Annotated in this window: 19 protein-coding genes; 8 read left to right on the top strand and 11 right to left on the bottom strand. The window is 63.3% G+C overall.

All coding sequences use genetic code 11. From position 1 onward, the window contains the following. Nucleotides 1–45: 45 nt before the first annotated feature. Genes NMB39_RS00625 through tagH form a run of 11 tightly spaced genes read right to left on the bottom strand, consistent with a single transcriptional unit; the run spans nucleotide 46 to nucleotide 16,031 of the window. The gene (locus NMB39_RS00625; RefSeq protein WP_057023320.1) at nucleotides 46–1,758 is read right to left on the bottom strand and encodes a formylglycine-generating enzyme family protein; all 1,713 of its coding nucleotides are present in this window, start codon (nucleotides 1,756–1,758) and stop codon (nucleotides 46–48) included. Then, nucleotides 1,751–2,935, bottom strand: coding sequence for an FtsX-like permease family protein (locus NMB39_RS00620; protein ID WP_057023319.1), 1,185 nt, complete (start codon nucleotides 2,933–2,935; stop codon nucleotides 1,751–1,753). Before NMB39_RS00620 ends, NMB39_RS00625 begins: the two co-directional genes overlap by 8 nt. Then, a complete protein-coding gene (locus NMB39_RS00615; protein ID WP_057023318.1) occupies nucleotides 2,935–3,639 on the bottom strand; it encodes an ABC transporter ATP-binding protein in 705 nt (234 codons plus the stop codon). Before NMB39_RS00615 ends, NMB39_RS00620 begins: the two co-directional genes overlap by 1 nt. Next, entirely contained in the window at nucleotides 3,639–6,617 is a 2,979-nt protein-coding gene (locus NMB39_RS00610) for a serine/threonine-protein kinase (RefSeq protein ID WP_494339715.1), read from the bottom strand. Before NMB39_RS00610 ends, NMB39_RS00615 begins: the two co-directional genes overlap by 1 nt. Next, on the bottom strand, nucleotides 6,614–7,333 hold the full coding sequence (locus NMB39_RS00605; RefSeq protein WP_198719777.1) for a PP2C family protein-serine/threonine phosphatase: 720 nt from the start codon (nucleotides 7,331–7,333) through the stop codon (nucleotides 6,614–6,616). Before NMB39_RS00605 ends, NMB39_RS00610 begins: the two co-directional genes overlap by 4 nt. Beyond that, a complete protein-coding gene (tagF, locus tag NMB39_RS00600) occupies nucleotides 7,334–7,987 on the bottom strand; it encodes a type VI secretion system-associated protein TagF (RefSeq protein WP_198719776.1) in 654 nt (217 codons plus the stop codon). Next, nucleotides 7,984–11,484, bottom strand: coding sequence for a type VI secretion system membrane subunit TssM (tssM, locus tag NMB39_RS00595; RefSeq protein ID WP_057023314.1), 3,501 nt, complete (start codon nucleotides 11,482–11,484; stop codon nucleotides 7,984–7,986). Before tssM ends, tagF begins: the two co-directional genes overlap by 4 nt. Further along, nucleotides 11,481–12,770 carry a DotU family type VI secretion system protein gene (locus NMB39_RS00590; protein WP_306956695.1) on the bottom strand — a complete coding sequence of 430 codons (1,290 nt, stop codon included), beginning with the start codon at nucleotides 12,768–12,770 and terminating at the stop codon, nucleotides 11,481–11,483. Before NMB39_RS00590 ends, tssM begins: the two co-directional genes overlap by 4 nt. A gap of 6 nt (nucleotides 12,771–12,776) precedes the next feature. Further along, entirely contained in the window at nucleotides 12,777–14,111 is a 1,335-nt protein-coding gene (tssK, locus tag NMB39_RS00585) for a type VI secretion system baseplate subunit TssK (RefSeq protein ID WP_494339716.1), read from the bottom strand. Nucleotides 14,112–14,129: 18 nt separating this feature from the next. Further along, nucleotides 14,130–14,639 carry a type VI secretion system lipoprotein TssJ gene (gene tssJ, locus NMB39_RS00580; RefSeq protein WP_057023312.1) on the bottom strand — a complete coding sequence of 170 codons (510 nt, stop codon included), beginning with the start codon at nucleotides 14,637–14,639 and terminating at the stop codon, nucleotides 14,130–14,132. A 57-nt stretch (nucleotides 14,640–14,696) separates the two neighbouring features. Further along, entirely contained in the window at nucleotides 14,697–16,031 is a 1,335-nt protein-coding gene (gene tagH, locus NMB39_RS00575) for a type VI secretion system-associated FHA domain protein TagH (RefSeq protein WP_494339717.1), read from the bottom strand. Between the two features lie 395 nt (nucleotides 16,032–16,426). Between tagH and tssA the strand changes: the two genes are divergently transcribed. From tssA to tssH, 8 genes are all read left to right on the top strand, one after another. Then, nucleotides 16,427–17,446 carry a type VI secretion system protein TssA gene (gene tssA, locus NMB39_RS00570; RefSeq protein ID WP_494339718.1) on the top strand — a complete coding sequence of 340 codons (1,020 nt, stop codon included), beginning with the start codon at nucleotides 16,427–16,429 and terminating at the stop codon, nucleotides 17,444–17,446. Nucleotides 17,447–17,500: 54 nt separating this feature from the next. Beyond that, nucleotides 17,501–18,007: a type VI secretion system contractile sheath small subunit gene (tssB, locus tag NMB39_RS00565; RefSeq protein ID WP_003195557.1), complete on the top strand. Its 507-nt coding sequence runs from the start codon at nucleotides 17,501–17,503 to the stop codon at nucleotides 18,005–18,007. A 2-nt stretch (nucleotides 18,008–18,009) separates the two neighbouring features. Beyond that, on the top strand, nucleotides 18,010–19,506 hold the full coding sequence (gene tssC / locus NMB39_RS00560; RefSeq protein ID WP_043048103.1) for a type VI secretion system contractile sheath large subunit: 1,497 nt from the start codon (nucleotides 18,010–18,012) through the stop codon (nucleotides 19,504–19,506). A gap of 171 nt (nucleotides 19,507–19,677) precedes the next feature. Beyond that, nucleotides 19,678–20,166, top strand: a complete 489-nt coding sequence (locus tag NMB39_RS00555; RefSeq protein WP_005792512.1) for an Hcp family type VI secretion system effector — start codon at nucleotides 19,678–19,680, stop codon at nucleotides 20,164–20,166. Between the two features lie 78 nt (nucleotides 20,167–20,244). Beyond that, nucleotides 20,245–20,760: a type VI secretion system baseplate subunit TssE gene (gene tssE / locus NMB39_RS00550; protein WP_005792513.1), complete on the top strand. Its 516-nt coding sequence runs from the start codon at nucleotides 20,245–20,247 to the stop codon at nucleotides 20,758–20,760. After that, entirely contained in the window at nucleotides 20,757–22,616 is a 1,860-nt protein-coding gene (tssF, locus tag NMB39_RS00545) for a type VI secretion system baseplate subunit TssF (RefSeq protein ID WP_057023309.1), read from the top strand. Before tssE ends, tssF begins: the two co-directional genes overlap by 4 nt. After that, the gene (gene tssG, locus NMB39_RS00540; protein ID WP_057023308.1) at nucleotides 22,580–23,623 is read left to right on the top strand and encodes a type VI secretion system baseplate subunit TssG; all 1,044 of its coding nucleotides are present in this window, start codon (nucleotides 22,580–22,582) and stop codon (nucleotides 23,621–23,623) included. The genes tssF and tssG overlap by 37 nt, the downstream gene beginning before the upstream one ends. Continuing rightward, nucleotides 23,616–26,273, top strand: coding sequence for a type VI secretion system ATPase TssH (gene tssH / locus NMB39_RS00535; protein ID WP_198721101.1), 2,658 nt, complete (start codon nucleotides 23,616–23,618; stop codon nucleotides 26,271–26,273). Before tssG ends, tssH begins: the two co-directional genes overlap by 8 nt. Nucleotides 26,274–26,429: the final 156 nt, after the last annotated feature.

Raw genomic sequence — 26,429 nt, 5'->3', positions numbered from 1 at the left:
CCACCGCCGCCTGAGTCCTTTCCAAGCTCGCTAGACAGCCAACGATCAAGACCGCTGACCGCTCGCTGCGAGCAATTCCTTCAAGATCGTTGCCGGGTCGGCCCGCTGTTGCTTGCGGTAGTTGCCGACATGGCGAACGAACAGTGTCGCGCGCGTCACCAGGCTCTTGCCGAGCACTGGCTTGCGATCCAACTCTTCCTTGATTCGTTGAAACTGCGCCTGGATCACCGCATCGGTATAGCGCGTGCCGGTGGCCAGGTTGTCGATATAGATAGCCACCGCACCGTCGAGGGCGCTGCGTCCATTGGTAATGGCCGTGGCGAACAGCTGCGCGCTGGCCTCGTCCTTGCTGTCCACGGCCTGCTGGCGACTCTTCTGCAGGTTGGCCAGGCGGATGTTGTAGTTGCTGATGGTCTCGGCCACCAACGCCGCCGACTGAATCAGGTTGCCCGCCGCTTCTTCACGTTGCTGGGCGATCAGCGAAACGTTGCGCTTGAGCTCTTCGTTGACCAGGCCCAGCTCGGCTTGCAGCTTGGGGTCGACGCTGGCGGCGATGATGCTGTCCAGGCGCTTGGTCGGGTCCTGGGCGTCGTCGATGGCGTCAGTCAATGAGGCCAGGCGCCCTTCCTTCTGCCATTGGGCAAACAATTCCTTGTAGCGCGAACGCGGCGCCGACAATGCGCCAATCGCCACGCGAAAGCCGGTGGTCTCGTTGCTTTGTTCGGTGCCATCGGCAGCAAACAGCGGGTATTCGCGGCGCATGCCGGTGAACAGCGTGCCCTCGCCTTCCAGGTAGTTGCCGCCCTTGACCACAAAGCCACCATAGGTGCCCTGGCGCCGGCCGGCGTGGACCAGTTGGAAGGATTCCTGGACCATTTCCGCAGCGTTGCCGATCACGTCAAACAGGCCGATGGGGTTGGGCAACTTGGTACCGATGGGCATCAGCCGTGCTGCCTGACCAGTGCCACCGGCCACCTGGTTGAACACCGCGTAGTCGGCCAACGGGCCATCGCTTTCGCTGCCCTCGGCGCGGCGTGGGTACAGGCGCCCTTCCAGGTCCTGGCGGCTGACCGCCTGGCCACCGCGTGCGGCGTACTCCCATTCCACTTCGGTGGGCAGGCGCACAAAGCCCAGGCCGCCGTCTTCGGCCGACGATCCACGCCCACTCACCGGCAGCAATTCACGGTGGTACTTCATCAGCCAGGCGCTGTAGACCGCCGAAAACCGCTCGGCTTCAAAGCGCGACAGTTTCACCTTGGGCAAACGCCCGGCCATACCGGCAGGCGCGTCACAGGCCGGGGCCGGCTCGCCGCTGGCCAGGGACTGCGCCTGGGCCATCACCTGGGCGTACTGGCGCGCGGTCACTTCGTATTTGCCGATGAAATACAGCATGGGCTTGAGCGGGGTCTTGGCGTCGGTCTTCGGCATCAGCGGCGCGATGACTTTATTCCAGTCCTTGGGCAAGTCCTTGAGGGTGAACTGGCCATTGATGAAGTCGCGGCGATAGCCGGAAATAAACGACTGCTGATAACCGGCCTCGCCTTCGGCAAAGGGGTAGCCGAGGCTGATTTCGCGGTCATCCAGGGTGCCCTGGGCCAATACATAGGCGTAGCGGAACACCATGTTGCCGTCGCAGGGCAGCGGCAGGCTGACGTCATCCGGCAACGGCTTGGGGTTGTCGAGCTTGTCGCTTGCCTCATCCGCCCAGGCCAGAGAGGCCAGGCTCAGCGCCACACAGACGCCCAATAACTTATACATCTCTGATTCCCTCAGAAGCCTGAATACGCGCCACTCGCCAACCACCACAGGCGGCCGCCACGGCGCTGACGCCGAACACAGCAGCCAGGGCCAGACCGTAATGACGCGCCAACAGGTGGCTGGCGTATTCGCCCGGCACCTGCACAAAAAGCTTATTCAGCGCGGCCTCGGCCAGGCCATACAGCCCACCACTGAGCACGGCGGCAAAGCCCGCGCTGTACAGCGCCTGCAGCAGCACAAATAACAACAGCGCCCCGGTGGAAAACCCCAGCAGACGCAACACCGATAATTCCCGGCGCTTGCGCGCCACCGCCGCCAGGGTTGCGGCGAAGATCGCCGCAAACGCCCCGGCCAGGGCCAACCCGGCGATGACCCAGAACACAATCGACAGGTTGCGACTCAACGACTGCACCTGGGCGATGGTGTTCGCCTGGGTCGACACCAGTAGATTCTGCCCGGCGAAGAACACCCGCAACGGCTCTACATCGGTGAGGTTGCGCGCATACAAGCGAAACGCCGGATACACCCGCTGTTCGCTTACCGCCACCGCATCCCCCGCCCAGCCCAACGCCGCTACTGCACGGCCATCGCGGTAATCTTCCGCCGCTTCCAACAAGCCCAGGCCTGCAAACAAACCGTCACGGGCGAACGCTTCCAACGGCAACACGGCCAACACCTGCAATCGCGTGTGCTGGGCTTGGACCTGCCCGGCCACCTGCCGCGCAAAGCTGGTCTGCAGCCAGTCGCCAGGCCTGGCCGCGAGCTTTTCGGCGGCGGTATGGCTCAGCACGATCTGGTCCAGACCATGGGGTATCGGCAAGCCGGTCAACAACGGATCACCCGCGGCGGTCGGCAGCATTTCCAGAGTCAGCGCACCCACCTGGGCCGTTGCCGCAATCTGCCGTGTACGCGGCAAGGCGAACGCCACATCGCTGCGCTGCCCCAGCTGCTCGATAAACGCCGCGCTGAACCGTCCACCACCCAACGGGATGATTTCACGGGTGGCGGGGTCAGTCTCCAAGCGTTCGGTCAAACTGCTGACCAGTCCAAATTTCAGGCCGAATAACACCAGCAACGGCGCGATGACCGCCACCAGCGCCAGCACCGAACAGGCCGACAGCCAGCGATCGTTGCGGTAGTCCTGCCAGGCGAGCGATGTGATCAGGCCGATGCGCATCAGCACACCTCCCCGAGGGTCGCAGTGACGCCGCCGTCAGCATCGCGACGGCAACTGATACGCCGCACCTGCAAGCCACTGGCACGGGCCAGAGGCTCGTCATGGGTGGCGATCACACAGGCAGTGCGGTGCTCGCGGGCCTGGGCCAGCAACGCCTGCATCACACGCTCGGCGTTGAGCGGGTCGAGGGACGCAGTCGGTTCATCCGCCAGCACCAGTTGCGGCCCATGGGCCAAGGCCCGGGCACAGCTCACGCGCTGGCGCTGGCCCACCGATAACGCGGCCGGGCGCTTACCCAACTGGTCGCTGATCTGCAACTGCTCGGCCAGGCGCGCCACGCGGCCGTCGTCTTTCAAGCCCAGCAATTGCCGGGACAAGGCGATATTGCCGCGCACATCGAGAAACCCCAACAAACCACCGGTTTGCGGCACATAGCCCAGGTGCTGGCTGCGCAATGCAGCCAGGTCGGATTGCCGGTCGGCACGCCACAGCGCGCCGATGTCCTGCTGGTTGAAGTCAAACTGCTCGGCCTGATCCGGCGCCAAGACCAGCGCCAGCAGGTCCAGCAAAGTGCTTTTGCCGCAACCGCTGGGCCCGACAATCGCCAGTTGTTCACCTGCGTCCAGGTGCAGCGCCGCAATCACCAGGCTATAGCGCTGGCTGCCGACTCCCCGGCTCTTGTGTACCGCGTTCAGGCTCAGCATTAAGGCAGCGTCGACAGCGGCACGCGGTACAACGCGTCGCCCGGTTCGGCATCGCCGAAACGGACCCAGTTGGCCACGTCGTTATGGAAGGTTTCATACAGGCGGATCTTCGAATCCAGCTCGTCGATAAAGTCTTCCTGCTCGGCCACGCTCAACGACAACCACAAATCCTGGGTCATGTTCAGCGACTTGCTGCGATACGGCAGGCCCTCCAGGTATTCGCCGAGCAAACCGCCATCGGCCAGGTTGCCGCCCTTGCGCAGGGCTTGGGGGTCACGGCTCATATAGGCCGAGGCGCTGGCAATTTCCTGGAAGAAATCCTTGGGTGAGCTTTGGGTCTTGCGCGCCGCATCCACGATCAACTTCAGCGACTGCTGCAGATCGTTGAGTTGCAGCTTGGTCAGCATCACGCACACCTGGAACGCCGGCAGCGCCGGGTTGGTCAGGTCGCGGTCGGCGGTCCAGGCGTTGACCAGCTGCGGCGCCTGGCTGGCGGTTTTGCGCCCGAGGAAATCCATGTGCATGGCATAACCGACGGCTGCGGATTTATCCGCCAGGCTTGGCGCCGAACTCAGCAGCGGCACCGGTTGTGGCGTGTTACTGCGCACCTGATGCACCAGGTTGGCGAACACCGTGCCGATCTCATCCACGCGCTCACCCAGTTTGCGCACATCACCACCCGGCACCGGCGTATAGAGGTCGCCAATCTGCGGGTTGGCGTCGGCGGTAAGGATCCGGTATTGGCTCTCGGCACCGGCGTGGGTTTTCTTGCCGGCGTCGGTGCGCAGGTGCAGCGCATAGATCTTGATCTGCTTGCCCAGCGCCGCCTGGCGCACTTCGGCTTCGTTCATCTGGGTGGCGGCGAACGGGTCGTTCTTGCGCAACGCGCCCGCGTCGGTAACCAGCAGGATGATGCGACCGCCGTAGCCCGACCAATCCATTCCATCCACCGCCTGCATCACGCCGGCAAACGCATCTTCGTTGAAGGAATGGCTGGACACCGTAGAAGCCTTGACCTGACGCGCCATGTCGAGGAAGCGTTGCGGGTCGCGGCCTTGGTCGAGGCTGATCAGGGTTTTGGCGACATATTCCAGGCCCGGGGTTTTCTTGATGCTGCTGCGGAAACCCACCAGGCCGAAGCTGACACTGTCCAGCTCGCCACGTTCGGCAATGCGGGTTTGCAGTTCGTGAACCACATCGCGCACCTGATCGATATACGGCTGCATCGACACGGTGGTGTCCACCACCAGCACCACGGCGGTGCGGAAGGCGTCGGCGTTTGCGCTGATCAGCGGCGTGGCCGGTTTGGCCTGCGCGCTGCTGCCCGGGTCGATGGAGGCGATGTTAAGCAACTGCACCGGCTGGCCGTTTTCATCGAAGCTTTCTTTGGCGTCGAAGATCGGCAGCAGGTAGAACTGGTCCTGTGGCACCGCGCTGGCCGTCGGCTCCAGAGCCAGCACCTGCTGGTTGTCTTCACGGTTGCTCTGCGCCTTGGCCAGCACGCTTTTCGCCGCGGCGGGATCGGCCAGCAGTTTTTCCACTTCGGTCGATTGACGCAGGAACATCACCGGCGCCCGACCGGAGCGTTCGGTGAACTTGAGCACCAGGCTCTGCTTCCAATCGCTGACCTGGGAGGCCGGCAGCCAACCGTCGCTGCGACCATCAGTGGCAGCGCCGACGCGTACCCACGGGCTGCCATCGACATCCTTGCGCTGGTACACGTAGAGCACCGAGAACGCCGGCAAGGTTTTGCCTGGCGCACTGCCCGCATCGGTGGACAGCTTGGCGCCGGGCTTGCTCAGCACGCGCTGGAATAGAGTTTTCTTGCCCGCCATCAGCAAGGGTCGCTGGCCGCCGTCCACTTCAGCGGCGGCCACGGGTGGTGTCACCTTCGGCACGACGGCAGCCGGCGGCTGGGCCGGTTCATCGCTGCCACTCAACCACCAGTAGCTGGCTCCCCCAATGGCCAAGGCAACCGCCACCGCAACAGCAGCCAGTGCCAACACCGGTCCACGGCGCTGCTCGGACGGCGCGTTGTGCTGCGTCGGCGTCACCACCGGCTGGCGCACTATCGGCTGCGGCTGTGGTTTATCGGTCGGGATATCGATGGTGACGGGCGTCATGCCCGCCAGGTCGAAACTCAATGGAATCGGCAGCGGCCGCACCAAGGTGGCTTCTGCCGAGTCCGCCGGCAGTTGCTCCAGTGCCTCCAGCAACGCCGCCGCGTTCGGGAAGCGCTCCGCCGGGTCCTTGGCAAGCAACTTGCGCAGCACGCCCTGATAACGCCCGTGGTGCACCGGCAGCTCCGGCAACGGCTCGGTCAGGTGCGCCAGTGCGGTAGAGAGCGCATCGGTGCCGCTGTAGGGCAGCTTGCCGACGAGGATTTCGTACAACACCACGCCGAGCGCGTAGAGGTCGGCACGACCATCGATCTCCTGGCCTCGCGCCTGCTCCGGGCTCATGTAGCTTGGCGTGCCCACGGCAAACCCGGCCTGGGTGAATTGGGTGCGGTCGTCCAGTGACTTGGCGATGCCAAAGTCCGAGAGCACTGCGGTGCCGTCGGCGCGGAACAGGATGTTCGCCGGCTTGACGTCGCGGTGCACCAGGCCTTGGGCATGGGCATAACCCAGCGCCGAGGCAATCTGGCGGATCAGCGTCACGCCCTGCTCCGGCGTCAGGCCGGCGGCAATGCGCTCCTTGAGCGTGCCGTTGGGCAGGTATTCCATGGCCATGTAATACAGCTCACCGACGTTGCCGATGTCATGGATGGTCACCGTGTGCGGATGCGACAAGCGCGCCAGGGTCTTGCCCTCGCGCAGGAAGCGTTCGCAGAACGTCGGGTCGGCCGCCAGCGCTGCCGCCATCACCTTCAACGCCACCTTGCGCTCCAGCGAACGCTGGGTTGCCAGGTACACGCTGGCCATGGCACCTTCGCCGATCTCGCCTTCGATGTCATAACCCGGGATGACGATGTTCATGACGAGACCTTCACGACAATGGCGGTGATGTTGTCCGGTGCGCCGCGATTGAGCCCCAGGTGCACCAGGCTGCGCACGATTTCATCCGGCGCGTCATGGCTGAGCACTTCGCGGATTTCATGGTCTTCGACGGTCTTGTTCAGTCCATCGCTGCACAACAGGTAGCTGTCGCCGGGGGCGATCAACAGGTCCACCGAGGCGACATCCAACTGGGCTTCCACGCCAACAGCGCGGGTGACGATATTGGAGCGTGGATGTGTGCGGGCGTCGGCTTCACTGAGCAAGCCGCTGTCTTGCAAATCCTGGACGTAGCTGTGGTCGCGGGAAATGCTTTCCAGCACACCGTCGCGCAGGCGATACAAACGACTGTCGCCGGCCCACAGGCACACGCCGCGCAAGCCGCGTGCAACGAACACCACCACGGTGCTGCCCATCATGGTCACGCCACGGTTGGCGGTTTCTTCGCGCACAGTGGTGTTGATGCGCATCAGGTCGTTGCGCAGCGCCGCCGCGTATTCGTCGAGGGAGCGGCCCAGCGGCACGTTACGCAAACTGTCGACGATCAAGCTGCTGACATAGTCCCCCGCCGCGTGCCCGCCCATGCCATCGGCCACCACCCACAGGCGGTGTTCCGGCAGGTCCAGGCAGGCATCTTCGTTGACTTGGCGAACCATGCCCACATGGCTTTTGCTCGCGGATTTGTACGTCGCCCCCATCTACACCACACCTTCTTGTCCGAGCAAAAACTGCGCAAAATCGTCGGCGGCAGGCAAACCCTGGCACCGTAATAAACCTGGGGAAATATGCTGCGAACCCCGGCCCCACCACAGGCTCGCGCCCTCGCATGCCTGTTCGGCCAGTGCGGTCATGCGCTGATGGGGCTCGCTGGCTGCCACCCGTTGCAGGCCGGCGAAACGGCTATCCACTGCACGCGGCTCAGTCGCCGGCACGCCCAGGGTGTCGAGGCCAGCGTTGAAGTTTTCGAAGGTGGCGCCGCTGTCCAAGGTGCCGAGCAATAGCGCTTCGGCCTGCTCGAACCAAGTGTCCGGGCCGCCCACCAGAGAGGCGGGGTTGGTGTCGCGATCCAGCAAGCTGACCACCGTCAACGGAAAATACCGCCCGACCCGGTCAATGCTCGGCATCACCACCCCGGCCGCCGCATCCGGCCCGCAAACGTCCGGTGCCAGCACAAAACGCCATAACGGGCTGACCAGGTATGCCTTGAGCCAGTCACCGCCCAGGCTGTTCTGGCTGGCGAGCAACCCCGCCGCCAGCCAACTGTCCCAGGGGCCGATAAAACTCTGGGGCAAGGCGCGGCTGACAAAGTCCCCGCGGCTGGCCAGCTTGCCGTAGAAACCCAGGGTCGTCATAGGCGCTCCGGCAGGCTGAAGCCGCTGAGTACCCGGCTCTTGAACGGGTTGAAGGCACTGTTGGCACGCAATTCGTAGGCGATGCTGGCGCCGTCGACCCGCAAGCGCAGGTTGAAGCGATCCGGCGAGTTGCCGGCGGTAAGATCCGATTGCTCCAGCAGGCGGAACCAGGCCCATGGGCCATCCAGGGTGATGCCGGAGCGACCACTGGCCGACGGCGGCATGATGGAAATGCGCACCACGCCAATACTGCCGGGGTTAGGCCATTGCATCGCCACCGGGCGGCTCGGGCCGTGGTCGTAGCTCAATTGTTGACCGTCCAGATCGAGCAGGAACTGAGTGATGGTCGGGTCCATAGACACTGGCTTGAGTTCGAAACGCACGATGGGCTGGGTGCCCCCGGATCTGAAAAACGCATCCCGGATAGTCGCTGCACGCTGGAAGGTTTGCAGCACGCCCGGGGCAATCCCAAGCTTCTGCGCCGCACCCGGCTGCCAGCGCCAGGTCTGTGCCGATGTGTCCACATAGGGCTGCAGGTATTTGCGGAAGTAGTTATCCATCACTCCGCCCACGCCAAAGAACTGGCCGAAGTCATCCAGGGTCGCGTCCCGCGCACTGCCCGGCGACATCGGATAGCGACCAGCCAACGACTGGCGATACACGTTGACCACCTCGCTGACCCAGGCCGCGTTCAACTGGTTGCGCACGCCGCCCATCATGCTGTTGGTGGTGGAATTGACCACCGACTTGACCATGCCCTGCACCAGCGGCGGCTGGCGCTCGGCATTCAGGCTGACCCGCGTGGCCGCAGCCGCTGCCTGGTTCTTGGCCTCACCGAGCAGCGCATCGCCGCTGGCGCCGACCATGGCGCTGACTTGCACATACAGCGCATTCATGTCCGAGAGCAGGCCGTCGATGGCCGCCGGCTCACCTTCGTTTTTACTGACGATGCTGTTGAGTTCGGCAAAGTGCGCGGTCACTGGATCGTCCGCAACCACCGGGGCATTCGCCGTGGTTTGTTCCTGGCCGAGCAAGCTGCCCAGGCGCTCCTTGAGTTTGTCGACACCGCCCTCCACCGCCACACCTTTGGCGGCCAATTGACGTTCTTCAGCTTGCAGATCGGTTTCCTTGGCCACCGCCACCAACAATTTTTTCAGTGGCGAGGTCGGGCCGGAGATCACCCGCAGCACATCGGCGGCCTGGGCCACGCTGGTGATCGGCACGAAGTCGATGTCGGCGAGCAGCGCATCCCACTGGCGCTGGTAGTCCTGGAAGTACAGGCGGCGCACATCGGCGGCCAGGCTCACCACGTTCTGCTGATCGGCCTGTTCGTGGCCCAACACCCATTGTTCTTCGGCCAGGGTGCCGGTCTGGTTCAGGCTGCTCAGCAGGAATGCCTGGCGATAGCCCTTGGCGGTGAAGAAACCACTCAACGGCTCGCCCAAGGGCTTGCCGCTTTTGCGGCTGAACACCAACGCCGCGTCACGCCCGGCGGCCTCGTTGAGGCGAAAGTCCGGGATACCTTCGGGCAGTTTCTGACGCTTGACCCGGTCATACACCCGCTGCGCTACCGGCAGTTGCTGCAACTGGCGACGCAGGTCATCGATCAGGCGCGGGTCCAGGCGGGCACTCGGCGGGTGCCGCTCGAACAGTGCCTGCAAATGCCCAGCCAGTGCCTGGCGTTGGTCGGCCGGCAGGTCGCGGGGCAGGTTGCGGTCCCAGTCCAGGGCGATCCAGGCCTTGATAAAGTCCGCGTCGTAATGCTCGGTGTCGGCGAGCATCAGGTAAGCCTTGAGGCCCTCATAGAGGAAGTCCGAGTTACCGCCGCCGTGCAGTTGCTCTTCGATACGCGTCACCAGGCGCGGCGCAAAGACGGCGATCAACAGCTTGCGGTACACGCTGGCAGACTCGGCTTCAAGCATATCGCCTTGATACAACCCCAGCCCTTCGGACCAGCTTGGCGAGTCCGCCGCCAGGTTCTTGACCGCATCGAGCAACGGCAGCACGGCAAGCACTTCCCGCTGTGCCGGGCTCAGGTTTTGTACCGTCTGCCCCAGGGGCGCGACCTTCTGGTCGACCTGGGCGATGTACGCCTGGTTGGCGCGATAACTCACCCACCACAGGCTGCTGACCACCACGACCAAGGCGACGGTGGCGGCCAGTACGCCACGGGCGATCCACTTGCGGCGCCGTTCGACTTTCGGGTTCACCCCAACCAAGCCACGCTCGGCGAAGGCCACGGCGGTGAAGAGTTTCTCGATGAAGTAACTGCGCCCGGTGCCGCTCTGGCGCGCCAGGTGCTGGCGGTCCAGATTCATGCTCTGGGCCATGGCGCCGATCAAGCGGTCAATCGGGCTGCCTTCCTGGGTGCCGCTGGTGAAATACACGCCGCGCAGCAACACGCGCTCTTCAAAGGCGTTGGGTTTGAACACAGCTTCGAGGAAGCTTTGCAGGCAGTCCTTCAATGCGCCGAACTGCTGCGGGAAACCGTAGATCAGGTCGCGCCGCGCCGGGTCGCGTTCCTGTTGCAGGCGCTCGACCAAGCGTTCGTTCAGGCGCTGTTCCAGCCCGGCAAATTCACTTTGCAGGTGCGCCAACGGACTGTCGCTGTGCTTGCCGTCATCAAGGGCAAAGGTCATTCCCCATACCTGGGCGCGCTCTTCCTTGCTCAGGTTATCGAAGAACTCCATGAAGCCCGGCACCAGGTCGAGCTTGGTGAGCATCAGGTAGATCGGGAAACGCACGCCCAGTTGGGTGTACAGCTCCTGGATGCGTAGGCGTATCGCGGCGGCATGGGCAGCGCGCTCGGCGTCTGTACCCAACAGCAGATCCGACAGGCTGATGGCGATGAACGCACCGTCGATGGGCCGGCGCGAGCGCTGTTTTTTCAGCAGGTCGAGGAAGCCCAGCCACGCGGCTTTGTCCACCGTGGAGTTGCTGTCCTGGGTGGTGTAGCGGCCAGCGGTGTCGAGCATTACCGCTTGATCGGTAAACCACCAGTCGCAGTTGCGCGTGCCCCCGACGCCGCGCACCGCACCGGCGCCCAATTGTGCCGCCAGCGGGAAATGCAGCCCGGAATTGACCAGCGCGGTGGTCTTGCCCGAACCCGGCGGGCCGATGATCACGTACCAGGGCAGCTCGTAGAGGTTGCGCCGCTCATCGCCACCAAGCTTGGCTTTTTTCAGCAGCGTCAGGGCTTCGTCCATGCGCTGGCGCAGGGTCGACAATTCTTCGGCAGTGGCGACGCTGTTGGGGTCGGCCGGGGTTTCGGCGGCCAGGCTGCGCATCACTTCGGCGGCCTGGCGGCGGGCCTGGATAATGCGGAACACGCGGTAGGCGATCCACAGCGCAAATACCAGGATGATCAGCGCCCAACGTCGCCCCTCGGGCATCAGCACATCGAGCAACGGCCCGACAAACCAGATGATCAGGCTCAGGGCAATCAGGCCCAGCACGGGGATCACCCAGCGAATCATGAAACTGAAAAACGCCTTCACTCGACGCCCTCCGCCAATACGGTGATTTCAACCCGACGATTGCGGGCACGTCCTTCGGCAGTACTGTTGGTCGCCAACGGCTCGGTGTCGCTGCGGCCTTCGGCGCTGAAGCGATCACCCTGGCCGGTCTTGGCCGCGAGAATCTCCAGCACCGACTTGGCTCGGGCTTCGGACAGCGCCCAGTTCGACGGAAAGCGCAACGTGGCAATCGGGCGGTTGTCGCTGTGACCGGTGACGCGTACCTGGCCCTTGACCTTGCGAATGGCGTCAGCGATACGCAGCATCAGCGGCTGGTAGGCATCGACGATGCTGGAGCTGGCGGACGCGAACAGCTCATCGCCACGAATGGTCACCACAGAGCGGTCCACCTTGTCTTCCACGGCCACGCGACCGGCCTTGATGTCTTCGGCCAGGAAGCCGGCCAGGCGCGGCCGCTCGATGACTTTCGGTTGCGCCACCGGACGGTCGATGGCCTGCACCGGGATCTCACCCAGGGCATGGATATTCTTGAATACCGGTTCGGCATCCGAGGCCAGCTTCATGCGCAGGCCGAACAGCAACGCCAGCAATAGCGCCAGGCCAATCGCTACGGCGATCCACGGCGGCATGAATTGCGCCAGGCGGTCACGGGCCACGGTCACGCCGCGCCAATGTGGCGACAGCTCACGCTCGAGTTCGCCACGGGCGCTGCGAATCGCTGCGGCGGTGCGCTCGCGCAAAGCCTCCAATTGGCTGCGCCCATCGGTCATCACGCGGTAGCGGCCTTCGAAACCCAGGCACATGCACAGGTACAGCAGCTCCAGCAGGTACAGGCGTTCCCGTGGGCTTTGCAGGCAATGGTCGAGCAACTGGAAGACCTTTTCACCACCCCAGGCTTCGTTGTGCACAGTGATCAGCAGGCTTTGTTTACCCCAGTCGCTGGTGCTGCCCCACGGCGTACTCAGTACCGCTTCGTCCAATGCAGTGCACAGCGCGTAACGGGCCAGCAGCACTTCATTGCGCGCTACGCCGGCGGCCTCGGCGCGCTCTTCGAACTGGCGCAGGTAGGCCAGCAACTGCGCACGCAGGCTGGCTGGCGCCGGGTGGGCGATGGTGTTGCGCAGCCGCGTCAGCAGTGCCAACAGCGGGCCGGCGGCGCTTTCCAGTGGGTTCAGGCCGTGGCTCTTGCCAGTGAGGATCGGCGCGGCCGGCATCGACAAAGGTGCCGGCTCTGCACGTGCAGGTTCTGGCGCACGGCCACCCGGGCGCGGCATGAACTGGGTGCGGTCATCATCATTGGGATGCATCGCGGATTATCCTCGGATCGCCCAGAAGGCCAGGTTCAAGCCCGGGAACTGCCCGGCGATATGGAAGGCAAAACCGCCGGAATTGCTCAACTGCTGCCAGTGCTCGCTGCCCCGGTCCAGTTCGTAATAGGTGCTGCCGGCGTGGTACGGCAGTTGGCGCGGCGCTACCGGCAACGGCAGCAGGCCAATGCCCGGCAGTTGCAGGTTGACCATGTCGCGGATGTGCTCCACCGAGCCGACCTTGCTCTGCTGGCCAAAGCGCGCACGCAGGGTTTCGCCGGGCACATCGGCACGCACCACGAGGATGAAACTGGCGTTATCGAGCAAGGTCTTGTCGGCCAACATGGCCACGTGGATGCCGTAGGCTTTCTCGACAATCGGGATTGGCGTGGCCTTGCTGTCGATCAGCATCGACAGCGCCTCACGCAAGGCGGCCATGACCGGCGTGAAGCTCAGGGCCAGGTCGTCGTGCTGGTATTGCGGGTATTCCTGGGGGCGCCGACCTGAAGTTGAGAAGGTGGAAAACTCACCGGCCAGGCTCACCAATTCACTGAAGAAGCGTTCCGGGTGCAGCGGGCTCAACTGGTTGAAATGCTGGATCAGCGGCTGGGCGCGATTGACCAGTTGCAACAGCATGAAGTCGGCAATCTCCGAGGCGCCGCCAGCGCCGGAAGCCACAACGCGGCCGGCCAGGGCTTCGCCACGCTGGTGCAACAGGCCGAGCAGTTCGCTGCGAAAGGCCGTCAACGGTTTGCTTGCGGCCACATCCAGCACCGGCGGGATATAGGTGTCATCCAGCACCAACGCACGGTCGGCGCGTTTTTCCTTGATGCGTACCAGGCCGATGGCGGCGTAGTCGCTGATACCGTCCTGCGCCGTCAGCAGGCGTAACGCTCGCGAACCCACTGCCACTGGTGCGCGGTTTTCGAAAGGCGCGTTGTCGTCGCGCACTTCGCGTACCTGGCTCACATAACGTGCGGCCTCCAGGGCTTCGCCCTCGTCGACAGTGTCGCGGGCACCCGCACGCTTGAGCGGCAGGGCCAGGTACACCAGGCCGTCGCGCAGATTGTCGTCGATATTCAACGGGCTCGGCGCCAGGTCATCCTGGGGGATATTGAACGGCGTGCCGTCCGGCAACAGGCCACGGGCCGACACAATCGCCAGTTTACCCTGGGCCAGCAGGCCCTGGTCGATCAGCAATTCGGAAAAGCCCCAGGCCCCGGCCGACAACGGGCGGCTGCGGGAGTCGATCAGGTTTTCCAGGTAACGGTCATGCTGCTGGAAGTGCTGCGTTCCGATGAACATGCCTTCCGACCAGACCACGCGATTGTTCCAGGACATGGGGGCTCCGATTGCTTGTTATTGGGCAGGGCTGGATGGGGGAGCCACGACATCGGCGCGCACGGCACGCACATCGAGGCTGATCTGGTATTCACTGGATTGGCGCGGCGGCACGTTGATGACGGTGCGCCATTGCGCACGGTCCAGCTCGCGATAGCCCACCAGCACGCCGATCTGACGCGTGGCCGGGTCGAGGTCGCGCTGGATGCTCAGTTGCTGGCCGGGTTGCACCATCACTTCATCCTGGTCCAACAGGTCGAGGCCGAGGGTCGATTGCGCACGGTCCGCCAGGGCGAAGTAATCGGAGCGGGAAAAGGTCGCGGCGTTTTTCAGTTCGAAAATGCGCACCCGCACCGGCGCGGCCTGGCCGTTGGCGCCGGGGTTAAGCCCGGCAATCGCGTGGAAGTGCAACTCGACAGTGGTGGTACTGGCTTGCGCGCCGGCAACCGCTTCGGGTTTGACCGCGTCGTTGGCACACGCCGTCAGCAGCAGCGCGGTAGCGGCTGCGAGTAAAAACCTGGGAATCATCCTGCGTCCTCAATGACGTACTTAGCTATCCGTTTGATCCATTCGTACAACGCGTTTTTAGCGTCGCTGTCGTGCGCTGTGTTCTTCGTAGGCCCGACTGAATTCGCGGCCGAACAGGTCCTGAAAATCCTCCTGGGCCTCGCGGGAAATATTGCTGTAGAGCTCGGTGAACTGCTGCCAGTACTGGGCCTGACGCGAGCCGTTGAAAATACTCGAAAGGCCACCGGGCTTGCCCATGCGCTCTTCCAGCTGCGCCGGCTCAAAGCGCATGAGCAGGTGCTTGATCGCCGCTTCCACTCCGGCCATCACCGCCAATTGGTGGGCCCGCAAGTCGTCGAAGCTGTCACGCACCGCAACGTCCGGCGCCATAAACGCCTGGTTGCCGTGACGAAGCAACAGCAGTAAGGCTTCATCGGCATTCGGGGCGAATTTCAACGGGTTGTTTTCGGCGGGACGGATCATCGTCTGCTGCATGCGGAACTCGCCCTTGAGGCTGGCCCGGGCACGCAATACGTCAATCAGGCCCTCGACCATCAGCCGGTAGCTGCGGCCAATGCTTTCCATCTGGGCGCAGGCGTCGGCTTTATCCAGGCGCAGCTGGTCAAGGCCGGCACCGCGCAGGAAGGCTTGCAACAGGTCGGGTTGTGGCTCGGAGCCGGCCACGGGGAGCGCAACAGGCTCGACCACAGGTGGCGGTGGGGCAATAGGAGCAGGAGGCGGCGCAGTATTGACCACCGCCGCGGGTGCGTCGCCGAACAGGTCCCAGTCTTCGGGAATAACCGAGCCTTGCACCTGAGCTTTTTCAGGCTCGGGCGCAGGCACAGCAACCGGCGCCGGCGGGCGGAAATCGTGCTGCTCGGACGGCACATGGTCGGCCACGGTGGGCGGCGGCACGGCGCTGGGGCTGAGGAAGTCGAACAGATCGGGCAAGGTTTCCATCGACGAGGCGCCGTGGAACTGCGGTGCGATCATCGGCGTTGGCGCGGGCGGGCTCGCCACAGCGCCCATCAGCGCTTCAAAGCTGTTCGGCGAATCACCGGCAAATGGCTGGCTGCCAACGGCCTGCACGTTGAAGTCGATACGCGCCTGGATTTCGTAATCGCCAATGCGGATCAGCTCGCCATCATGCAGCGGCTCGCTATTACCCCTGCGCAAACGAATACCGGCGTTTACCAGTTCCACACCGTTGGTACTGTTATCAGTTAAGTAATAACGACCATCTTTGTATTGAATAACGCAATGTTGGGAGGAAACGAGACGTTCCGGGTCAGGCAATACCCAGTCATTCTCTGAACTGCGGCCGATAGCCATCACGCCCTGATCCATGGACTTCTCGGGGCACTGCCCAGGGGTAATCTTGTGATAACTAGTGATAGTCAAACACAGCGCCATCTTGCCTCCTTGCTGATACATCGCGCGCGGTCTATCCAAAGGGACACGCTTCCCTGAAGACTTGCCCACGGTCGCGCAAAAAACGACCGCCAAAACTGTCTTTACCAGCATGATCGATGATCTTAACTGGCTTGCATGACAAAAATCCTCTACGGGCACGCCTTTCGACCCGTCAGTCGCGCAGGTTGTTAAACACCGCACATCTGTCACAGAGGGCGAATAGCTTACCTTGACAAGGCATAAGTACTACACCAAAAATGCACAACTTCTTGAACATCAGTGATGGCGCAATAGTGGCGCCCTGATGTTATGACCAAGAAAACATGCAAAGTTCATCGCGTAACTCGTGCATGCGTTGCTCGCCGTTCAGCGGGCTGATAAGGAGATCGAATTCAGTGGATGTGCCGTTGCTGCTCACCGCCGTTTCTGCGACTTCGCCTTGTGGCGAAGACATGGAGTATGACGCGCAATTCTTGCAACTGGAGCGTGATGCCAAAGGCCAGCCCGAGCGCAGCATGGGCGACTCGATCCTGCCCGCTGAACCGCCGGAATGGCGCAGCATCCAGCAGCAAAGCCTCGACTTGTTGCAGCGCAGCAAAGACCTGCGCATCACCCACTTCCTGCTGCAAAGCTCCCTCGCCCTCCAGGGCGTGGCCGGGCTGGCCGAAGTCCTTACGCTGATCAACGCCCTGCTGCGCGAATACTGGCCCGACCTGCATCCGCGCCTGGATGCCGACGACGATAACGACCCCACCGTGCGCATCAATGCCCTGTCCGGCTTGACCAGCGACACGACGATTCGCCTGCTGCGCGAGAGTATTCTCACGCGCTCGCGCACCTTCGGCCCCGTGAGTCTGCGCGCCGCGCTCAACGCCAGCGGCCTGCTGAGCTTCCCCGATGAGCAACTGGGCAGCCAGCAGCTCAATGCCGCGTTCCTCGACAGCGACCCCGAACTCCTGCAAGCCACTCGTGACGCCTTGAGCGCAGCACGTACGGCCTGCGAAGCCATCGAACAACAGGTCAATGACCAGGTCGGTTCCGCCCAGGGCGTGGACCTCAGCGCCTTGAAGCAACCGCTCAAGCAGGCCCTGCAAATCCTCAATCAAGCGGTGCCCGGCACCGACAGCAGCAGCGATCCCGAGGCCGTCAGTGACGACAATGCCCCCTCGGTCGATTGCGCCGCTGCGCCCGCAGCCCCACGCCCGACGGGCGATATCGCCACCCGTGATGACGTGCTGCGCAGCCTCGACAAGATCCTTGCGTACTACACCCGGCACGAGCCATCGAGCCCGCTGCCGGTGTTGTTGAACCGGGCCAAGAACCTGGTGCACGCCGACTTCGCGGCCATCGTGCGCAATCTGATTCCCGACGGCATGTCCCAATTTGAAAACCTGCGCGGCCCGGACAGCGACTAAGCCGCCGGACCGTGCAGTAACAACACCGTCGCTCAAGCGACCAGGAGCAGCAACGTGGCGAAGCAAAGTTCTCAGAAATTCATCGCGCGCAACCGTGCGCCTCGAGTGCAGATCGAGTACGACGTCGAGCTTTACGGCGCCGAGAAAAAGGTCCAGCTGCCTTTTGTGATGGGTGTGATGGCCGATCTCGCCGGCAAGCCTGCCGAGCCTCTGGCTCCCGTGGCCGACCGCAAGTTCCTTGAAGTGGATGTCGATAACTTCGACTCGCGCCTCAAGGCCATGCAGCCGCGCGTGGCGTTCCACGTACCCAACGAGTTGACCGGCGAAGGCAACCTGAGCCTGGACATCACCTTCGAAAGCATGGACGACTTCAGCCCGGCCGCCGTGGCGCGCAAGGTCGACTCCCTGAACCAGCTGCTCGAAGCCCGCACCCAGTTGGCCAACCTGCTGACCTACATGGACGGCAAGACCGGCGCTGAAGAAATCATCATGAAGGCGATCAAGGACCCGGCACTGCTTCAGGCACTTGCCAGCGCGCCCAAGCCTGCAGGGGAGCAGTAAGCATGACTGACAATACCGTACGCGAAGGCGCATCCAGCCTGGGCGCCACCGAAGAAACCAGCGAGTTCGCCTCGCTGTTGATGCAAGAGTTCAAGCCCAAGACCGAACGTGCCCGCGAGGCCGTGGAAACTGCGGTGCGCACCCTGGCCGAACAGGCCCTGGCGCAAACCGACTTGGTGTCCAACGACGCAATCAAGTCGATCGAATCGATCATCGCCGCCATCGACGCCAAGCTCACCGCCCAGGTCAACCAGATCATCCACCACCAGGATTTCCAGCAGCTGGAAAGCGCCTGGCGTGGCCTGCACTACCTGGTCAACAACACCGAGAGCGATGAGCAGCTGAAGATTCGCGTGCTCAACATCTCCAAGCCGGACCTGCACAAGACCTTGAAGAAATTCAAGGGCACCGCATGGGACCAGAGCCCGATCTTCAAGAAGATGTACGAAGAAGAATACGGCCAGTTCGGCGGCGAACCTTATGGTTGCCTGGTAGGCGATTACTACTTCGACCAGTCGCCACCCGATGTGGAATTGCTGGGCGAACTGTCGAAAGTCTGCGCAGCCATGCACTCGCCTTTCATCGCTGCAGCTTCGCCAACCGTAATGGGCATGGGCTCCTGGCAGGAGCTGTCGAACCCCCGTGACCTGACCAAGATCTTCACCACCCCGGAATACGCCGGCTGGCGCTCGCTGCGTGAATCGGAAGACTCGCGCTACATCGGCCTGACCATGCCACGCTTCCTGGCGCGCCTGCCGTATGGCGCCAAGACCGATCCGGTGGAAGCCTTTGCCTTCGAAGAAAACACCGACGGCGCCGACAGCTCCAAGTACACCTGGGCCAACGCCGCGTACGCGATGGCGGTGAACATCAACCGTTCGTTCAAGCACTACGGCTGGTGCTCGCGCATCCGTGGCATCGAGTCCGGCGGTGAAGTGGAAAACCTGCCGGCCCACACCTTCCCGACCGATGACGGCGGCGTGGACATGAAGTGCCCGACCGAAATCGCCATCAGCGACCGCCGTGAAGCGGAACTGGCGAAGAACGGTTTCATGCCGCTGCTGCACAAGAAAAACACCGACTTCGCCGCGTTCATCGGTGCGCAGTCGTTGCAGAAACCGGCCGAATACGACGACCCGGACGCCACCGCCAACGCCAACCTGGCCGCACGCCTGCCGTACCTGTTCGCCACCTGCCGTTTCGCCCATTACCTGAAGTGCATCGTGCGCGACAAGATCGGTTCCTTCAAAGAGAAGGACGAGATGCAGCGCTGGTTGCAGGACTGGATCCTCAACTACGTCGACGGCGACCCGGCGCACTCCACCGAAACCACCAAGGCCCAGCACCCGTTGGCGGCTGCCGAAGTGATCGTGGAAGAAGTCGAAGGCAACCCGGGGTACTACAACTCCAAGTTCTACCTGCGCCCGCACTACCAGCTGGAAGGGCTGACGGTGTCGCTGCGCCTGGTATCGAAGCTGCCTTCGGCGAAAAGCGCTTAAGTAACTCGCTCTCGCTCTTCTGTGGGAGGGGGCTTGCCCCCGATGCAGGCAACTCGGCCTGTCAGTCAGACCGAGGTGATGCTATCGGGGGCAAGCCCCCTCCCACACAAAAGCATTGCCCCTTTTGGGGCATAACCAAATTCAGTGGCAGAGTCCACACAGGGAGAAAACATGGCTGTTGATATTTTCATCAAGATCGGCGACATCAAGGGCGAGTCCATGGACAAGGCCCACAAGGACGAAATCGACGTATTGAACTGGAGCTGGGGCATGGCCCAGTCCGGCAACATGCACGTCGGCGGTGGCGGCGGTGCGGGCAAGGTGAATATCCAGGACCTGTCGCTGACCAAGTACGTCGACAAGGCTTCGCCCAACCTGATGATGCACTGCGCCAGCGGCAAGCACATCGACAAGGTCAAGCTGACCGTGCGCAAGGCCGGTGGCGAAAGCCAGGTCGAGTACATGGTGATCAACCTGGAAGAAGTGCTGGTCACGTCCCTGAGCACCGGCGGCTCGGGCACCGATGATCGCCTGACCGAGAACGTCACCCTGAACTTCGCCCAAGTAATGGTCGACTACCAGCCGCAAAAAGCCGACGGCACCAAAGATGGCGGCGCGATCAAGTTTGGCTGGAACATCCGCTCCAATACCAAGCGCTGATAGCCCCTGTGGCCGTGGCCTCGCGCCACGGCCACAGATACCTTGTCCCTCTCGCAACCCGTCCGTGGAGCTGCTTTGGTGGTAACTGAAATCGCTTCCCGCGACCGTCTGCAACCGTCCCTGCTGGACCGGTTGACCGATGACGACCCGACCAACCCCAAGGAAAGCGCCGACAAGCGTGTGCTGTCCCTGACCCAATTGAAAGCCTCGGTGCTGCGTGACCTGGCGTGGCTGCTCAACACCACGTCGTTGCTCGATGCCGATGCCACGCTGCACACCCCAGCCGGTACCTCGGTGGTCAATTACGGCCTGCCGGCGCTGGCGGGCAACAGTGTTTCCAGCGTCGATATCAAGGCACTGGAAGCCCTGATCTACCAAGCCATCGCCACCTTCGAGCCGCGCATCCTGCGTCACACCTTGCGGGTCAAAGCCCGAGTCGGCCATGGCGAAATGAACCACAACGCCCTGAGCTTCGAGATCGAAGGCGACCTGTGGGCACAGCCAGTGCCTTTGCGCCTGTTGCTGCAAACCGACCTCGACCTGGAGTCGGGCCATGTACGCGTGGTCAACGCCGACCAGCGGAGGCGCCCATGAACCCGCGCCTGCTGGAGCTGTACAACCAGGAACTGCACCACGTGCGCGAAAGCGCCGCCGAGTTCGCCAAGGAATACCCGAAGATTGCCAGTCGGCTGACCCTGTCCGGTATGGACTGCGCCGACCCCTACGTCGAACGCTTGCTCGAAGGCTTTGCCTACCTGACGGCCCGGGTGCAGCTCAAGCTCGACGCCGAGTACCCGACCTTCACCCACAACCTGCTGGAAATCGCCTACCCGCATTACCTGGCGCCGACGCCGTCGATGACCGTGGTGCAGCTGCAGACCGACCCGGATGAAGGCTCCCTGGCCAGCGGTTTCCCGCTGCCCCGCGACACCGTATTACGTGCTGCCCTGGGCCGCGAAACCCAGACCTGCTGCGAGTACCGCACCGCCCACCCGGTGACGTTGTGGCCGCTGCAGGTCAGCGCCGCCGAATACTTCGGCAACCCCGCCGCCGTGCTCGGGCGCCTGGCCGCCAGCGAGCCAAAAGCCAAGGCGGGCTTGCGCTTGACCTTGCGCACCGGCGCCGAACTGCCATTCAACAGCCTCGAGCTGGAAAACCTGCCGCTGTACCTCAGTGGCGCCGATGAGCAGCCGTTCCGCCTCTACGAACAACTGTTAGGCAACGCCTGCGCAGTGTTTGCACGCAAACCCGGTGGCGATTGGGTCGAGCGCCTGCCCCAGGGCGCGTTGCGCTCGCGGGGTTTCGACGATGCCGACGCAGCCATGCCGGTGGTGGCGCGGGCATTCCAGGGCTATCGCTTGTTGCAGGAATACTTCGCCCTGCCCCATCGCTTCCTGTTCGTCGAGTTCGCCGAACTGAGCCGTGCAGTCAAGCGTTGCGACGGCCAGGAACTGGAGCTGATCGTGCTGTTTGACCGTCATGAGCCGAGCCTGGAGGGCAGTGTCGGTGCGGCACAGTTCCTGCCGTTCTGCACCCCGGCGATCAACCTGTTTCCCAAGCGCGTAGACCGCATCCACTTGTCCGACCGGGTCAACGAACACCATGTGATCGCCGACCGCACGCGGCCGATGGATTTCGAGATTCACTCATTGAGCGGCATCACCGGCCATGGCACTGGGCCGGAACAGCCGTTCTTGCCGTTCTACGCGGTGCGTGACCCGTCGCGCTATGGCCGTGACCTGGCTTACTACACCGTGCGCCGCGAGCCACGGGTGTTATCCAGCGACCAGCGCCGCAACGGCCCGCGCTCCACCTATGTGGGCAGCGAAACCTTCGTCAGCCTGGTGGACAGCCGCCAGGCGCCCTACGGCCATGACCTGCGCCAGTTGGGTGTCACCGCGTTGTGCACCAACCGCGACTTGCCGCTGTTCATGAGCGTGGGTAACGGCAAGACCGACTTCACCCTGGCCGACAGCGCCCCGGTGCTGTCTGTGCGCTGCGTCGCCGGGCCAAGCCGGCCGCGCGCCAGCCATGCCCATGACGCCAAGGCCTGGCGCCTGATCAGCCAGTTGTCGCTCAACTACCTGTCCCTGAGCGAACAGGGCCAGGGTGCCGGGGCCTTGCGTGAACTGCTGCGCCTGTACGGCGACAACAACGATGCGGCCCTGCAATTGCAGATCGAGGGCCTGCGCGAAGTCAGCAGCAAGGCCGTGACCCGGCGCCTGCCGATGCCTGGCCCGATTGTGTTTGGCCGTGGCTTGGAAATCACCTTGGAGTTCGATGAAAACGCGTTTCGCGGCACCGGCGTATTCCTGCTCGGTGCGGTGCTGGAGCGCTTCCTGGCACGTTATGTGTCGATCAACAGTTTTACCGAGACGGTGATCCGTACCACCGAACGCGGCGAGATCATGCGATGGAAAGCCAAGCCCGGACGGCGTCCGACCCTGTGAGTACCCTGGATGCGATGCACCAGGAGCCCTGGGAATATGACTTCTTCCAGGCGCTGCGGCGTATCGAGTGCGAATCGCCGGACCTGCCGCGCCTGGGCCATTCCCTGCGCCTGGCGGATGACCCGTTGCGCCTGGGGCAACAAGCCGATTGCACCTTCGCCCCGGCCACGCTGGCGTCAGTCGACCCCGGTGGCGACGGCAAGCCGGCGCGGCTCGAGCAATTCTTCTTCGGCCTGGGCGGCCCCAACGGCCCGCTGCCGTTGCACATCACCGAATACGTACGCGAACGCCAGCGCAACAATGCCGACAGCACCAGCAAGCAGTTCCTGGATGTGTTCCACCACCGCTTGCTGAGCCTGTTCTACCGGGCCTGGGCCGAGGCGCGGCCGACGGTCAGCCACGACCGCCCGGATGATGACTACTGGTCTGCACGCCTCGCCGCCTTGAGTGGCCGTGGCATGCCAAGCCTGCAGAATCAGGGGCTTATCCCGGATACCGCCAAGCTGCACTACAGCGGCCACCTGTCGGCACAGACCCGCTACCCGGACGGCTTGAAAGCCATTCTCAGCGAATACTTCGGCCTGCCGGTGGAGATCGAAGAGTACGTCGGCCAATGGCTGGAGCTGCCCGAACGTAGCCGCGTGGGCGTGAGCGCCAATAGGCTGGGCGTGGACTTTTGCCTGGGCCGCTTTGTGTGGGACCGCCAGCACAAATTCCGTATTCGCCTCGGCCCGCTGAAACTCAATGACTACATGGGCATGCTGCCCGGCAGCCAGCCGTTCAACGAACTGGTGGCGTGGGTGGCCGAGTACCTGGGCCATGAATTGGACTGGGACTTGAACCTGGTTTTGCAACAACCCGAAATACCGGCGCTGCAACTCAACGGCCAGTTCCGCCTGGGCTTCAACACCTGGCTCGGCCGCCCTGCGCATGACGCCAACGACCTAATCCTGGCCCGGCATTACGCCGATCACGCCACCACCTCAAGGAATCCAGAGCATGGGTGAAATCAGTCGCGCCGCACTGTTCGGCAAACTCAACAGCGTGGCCTACAAGGCCATCGAAGCCGCCACCGTGTTCTGCAAGTTGCGCGGTAATCCGTATGTGGAACTGGCCCATTGGTTTCACCAGTTGCTGCAACTGCAGGACTCGGACCTGCACCGCATCATCCGCCAGTTCAACGTCGAACCGGCGCGCCTGGCCCGAGACCTGACCGAAGCCCTGGACCGCCTGCCACGCGGCTCGACCTCGATCACCGACCTGTCCTCCCATGTGGAAGAAGCCGTGGAGCGCGGCTGGGTGTATGGAAGCCTGATGTTCGGTGAAAGCCAGGTGCGCACCGGCTATCTGGTGCTGGGTATTCTCAAGACGCCGAGCCTGCGCCATGCGCTGCTGGGGTTGTCGGCCGAGTTCGACAAGATCAAGGTCGAAGCCTTGAGCGAGCGCTTTGACGAATACGTCGGTGACTCGCCGGAAAACGCACTGACTGCCAGCGACGGTTTCAATGCCGGCGCCGTGCCGGGCGAAGCCAGTGGCGCGATGGCGCCAAGTGCGATGGGCAAGCAGGAAGCCCTCAAGCGCTTCACTGTCGACCTGACCGAACAGGCCCGCAGCGGCAAGCTCGACCCTATCGTCGGCCGTGACGAAGAGATCCGCCAACTGGTGGATATCCTCATGCGTCGGCGCCAGAACAACCCGATCCTCACCGGTGAAGCCGGGGTGGGCAAGACTGCCGTGGTCGAGGGTTTCGCCCTGCGCATTGTCGCCGGTGATGTGCCACCGGCCCTGAAGGATGTAGAACTGCGCAGCCTCGACGTGGGCCTGCTGCAAGCCGGCGCCAGCATGAAAGGCGAGTTCGAACAGCGTCTGCGCCAGGTCATCGAAGACGTGCAGGCGTCGCCCAAGCCGATCATCCTGTTTATCGACGAAGCCCATACCCTGGTGGGTGCCGGTGGTGCTGCCGGTACAGGTGACGCCGCCAACCTGCTCAAGCCCGCCCTCGCCCGTGGCACCTTGCGTACCGTGGCCGCCACCACCTGGGCCGAGTACAAGAAGCACATCGAGAAAGACCCGGCCCTGACCCGCCGCTTCCAGGTGGTGCAGGTTGCCGAGCCGTCGGAAGACAAGGCGCTGCTGATGATGCGCGGCGTGGCCTCGACCATGGAAAAACACCACCAGGTGCAGATCCTCGATGAAGCCCTGGAAGCCTCGGTGAAGCTGTCGCACCGCTACATCCCGGCGCGCCAGTTGCCGGACAAATCCGTGAGCCTGCTGGATACCGCCTGCGCCCGCGTCGCCATCAGCCTGCACGCGGTGCCCGCCGAAGTGGACGACAGCCGCCGCCGTATCGAAGCGCTGGAGACCGAGCTGCAGATCATCGCCCGCGAACACGCCATCGGCATTGCCATTGGTGCGCGCCAGAGCAACAGCGAAGCCCTGTTAAGCGCCGAACGTGAACGCCTGGCGACCCTGGAAAGCCGCTGGGCCGACGAGAAAGCCCTGGTGGATGAGCTGCTCGCCACCCGAGCGACTTTGCGCGAAAAAGCCGGCATGGTGGACAGCGGCAACGATGAATTGCGTGCGCAACTGGTCGACCTGCAACAGCGCCTTACCACCCTGCAAGGTGAAACCCCACTGATCCTGCCGACCGTGGATTACCAGGCGGTGGCCTCGGTGGTCGCCGACTGGACCGGCATCCCGGTGGGCCGCATGGCCCGCAACGAACTGGAGACCGTGCTTAACCTCGACCAGCACCTGAAAAAGCGCATCATCGGCCAGGACCACGCCCTGCAAATGATCGCCAAGCGCATCCAGACTTCCCGCGCCGGCCTCGACAACCCGAGCAAGCCGATTGGCGTGTTCATGCTCGCCGGCACCTCGGGCGTGGGCAAGACCGAAACCGCCCTGGCCCTGGCTGAAGCCATGTACGGCGGCGAGCAGAACGTGATCACCATCAACATGAGCGAATTCCAGGAAGCCCACACCGTGTCCACCCTCAAGGGCGCGCCACCGGGCTATATCGGCTACGGCGAAGGCGGCGTGCTCACCGAAGCGGTACGGCGCAAACCCTACAGCGTGGTGCTGTTGGACGAGGTGGAAAAAGCCCACCCGGACGTGCACGAGATTTTCTTCCAGGTGTTCGACAAGGGCGTGATGGAAGACGGCGAAGGCCGGGTGATCGACTTCAAGAACACCCTGATCCTGCTGACCACCAACGCCGGGACAGAGCTGATCTCCCAGGTGTGCAAAGACCCGGCGAACATCCCCGAGCCGGAAGAGATCGCCAAGGCCCTGCGCCAGCCGCTGTTGGAGATTTTCCCGCCGGCCCTGCTCGGGCGCCTGGTGACCATTCCGTACTATCCGCTAAGCGACGAGATGCTCAAGGCGATCACCCGCCTGCAACTGAACCGCATCAAGAAGCGCGTGGAGAGCACCCACAAAGTCGCCTTCGACTACGACGACGCAGTGGTCGACCTGATTGTCTCGCGCTGCACTGAAACCGAAAGCGGTGGGCGCATGATCGACACCATCCTCACCAACAGCCTGCTGCCGGACATGAGCCGCGAATTCCTCACGCGCATGCTCGAAGGCAAGGCGCTGGCGGGGGTGCGGATCAGCAGCCGGGATAATGAATTGCACTACGACTTCAGCGATTGACCTGACGGAATGCGATAAAAATTGTGGGAGGGGGCTTGCCCCCGATTGCGGTGGATCAGTCACCCAATGCATCAACTGACACACTGCTATCGGGGGCAAGCCCCCTCCCACACTTGGACTCGGTTTCTTCAGTTATTACGACACTTACGGGTTAAC

The sequence above is a fragment of the Pseudomonas sp. FBCC-B545 genome (genome assembly GCF_059134095.1).
The sequence above is the reverse complement of the archived record's forward strand: the minus strand, read 5'-3'. Positions and strand labels throughout refer to the sequence as shown.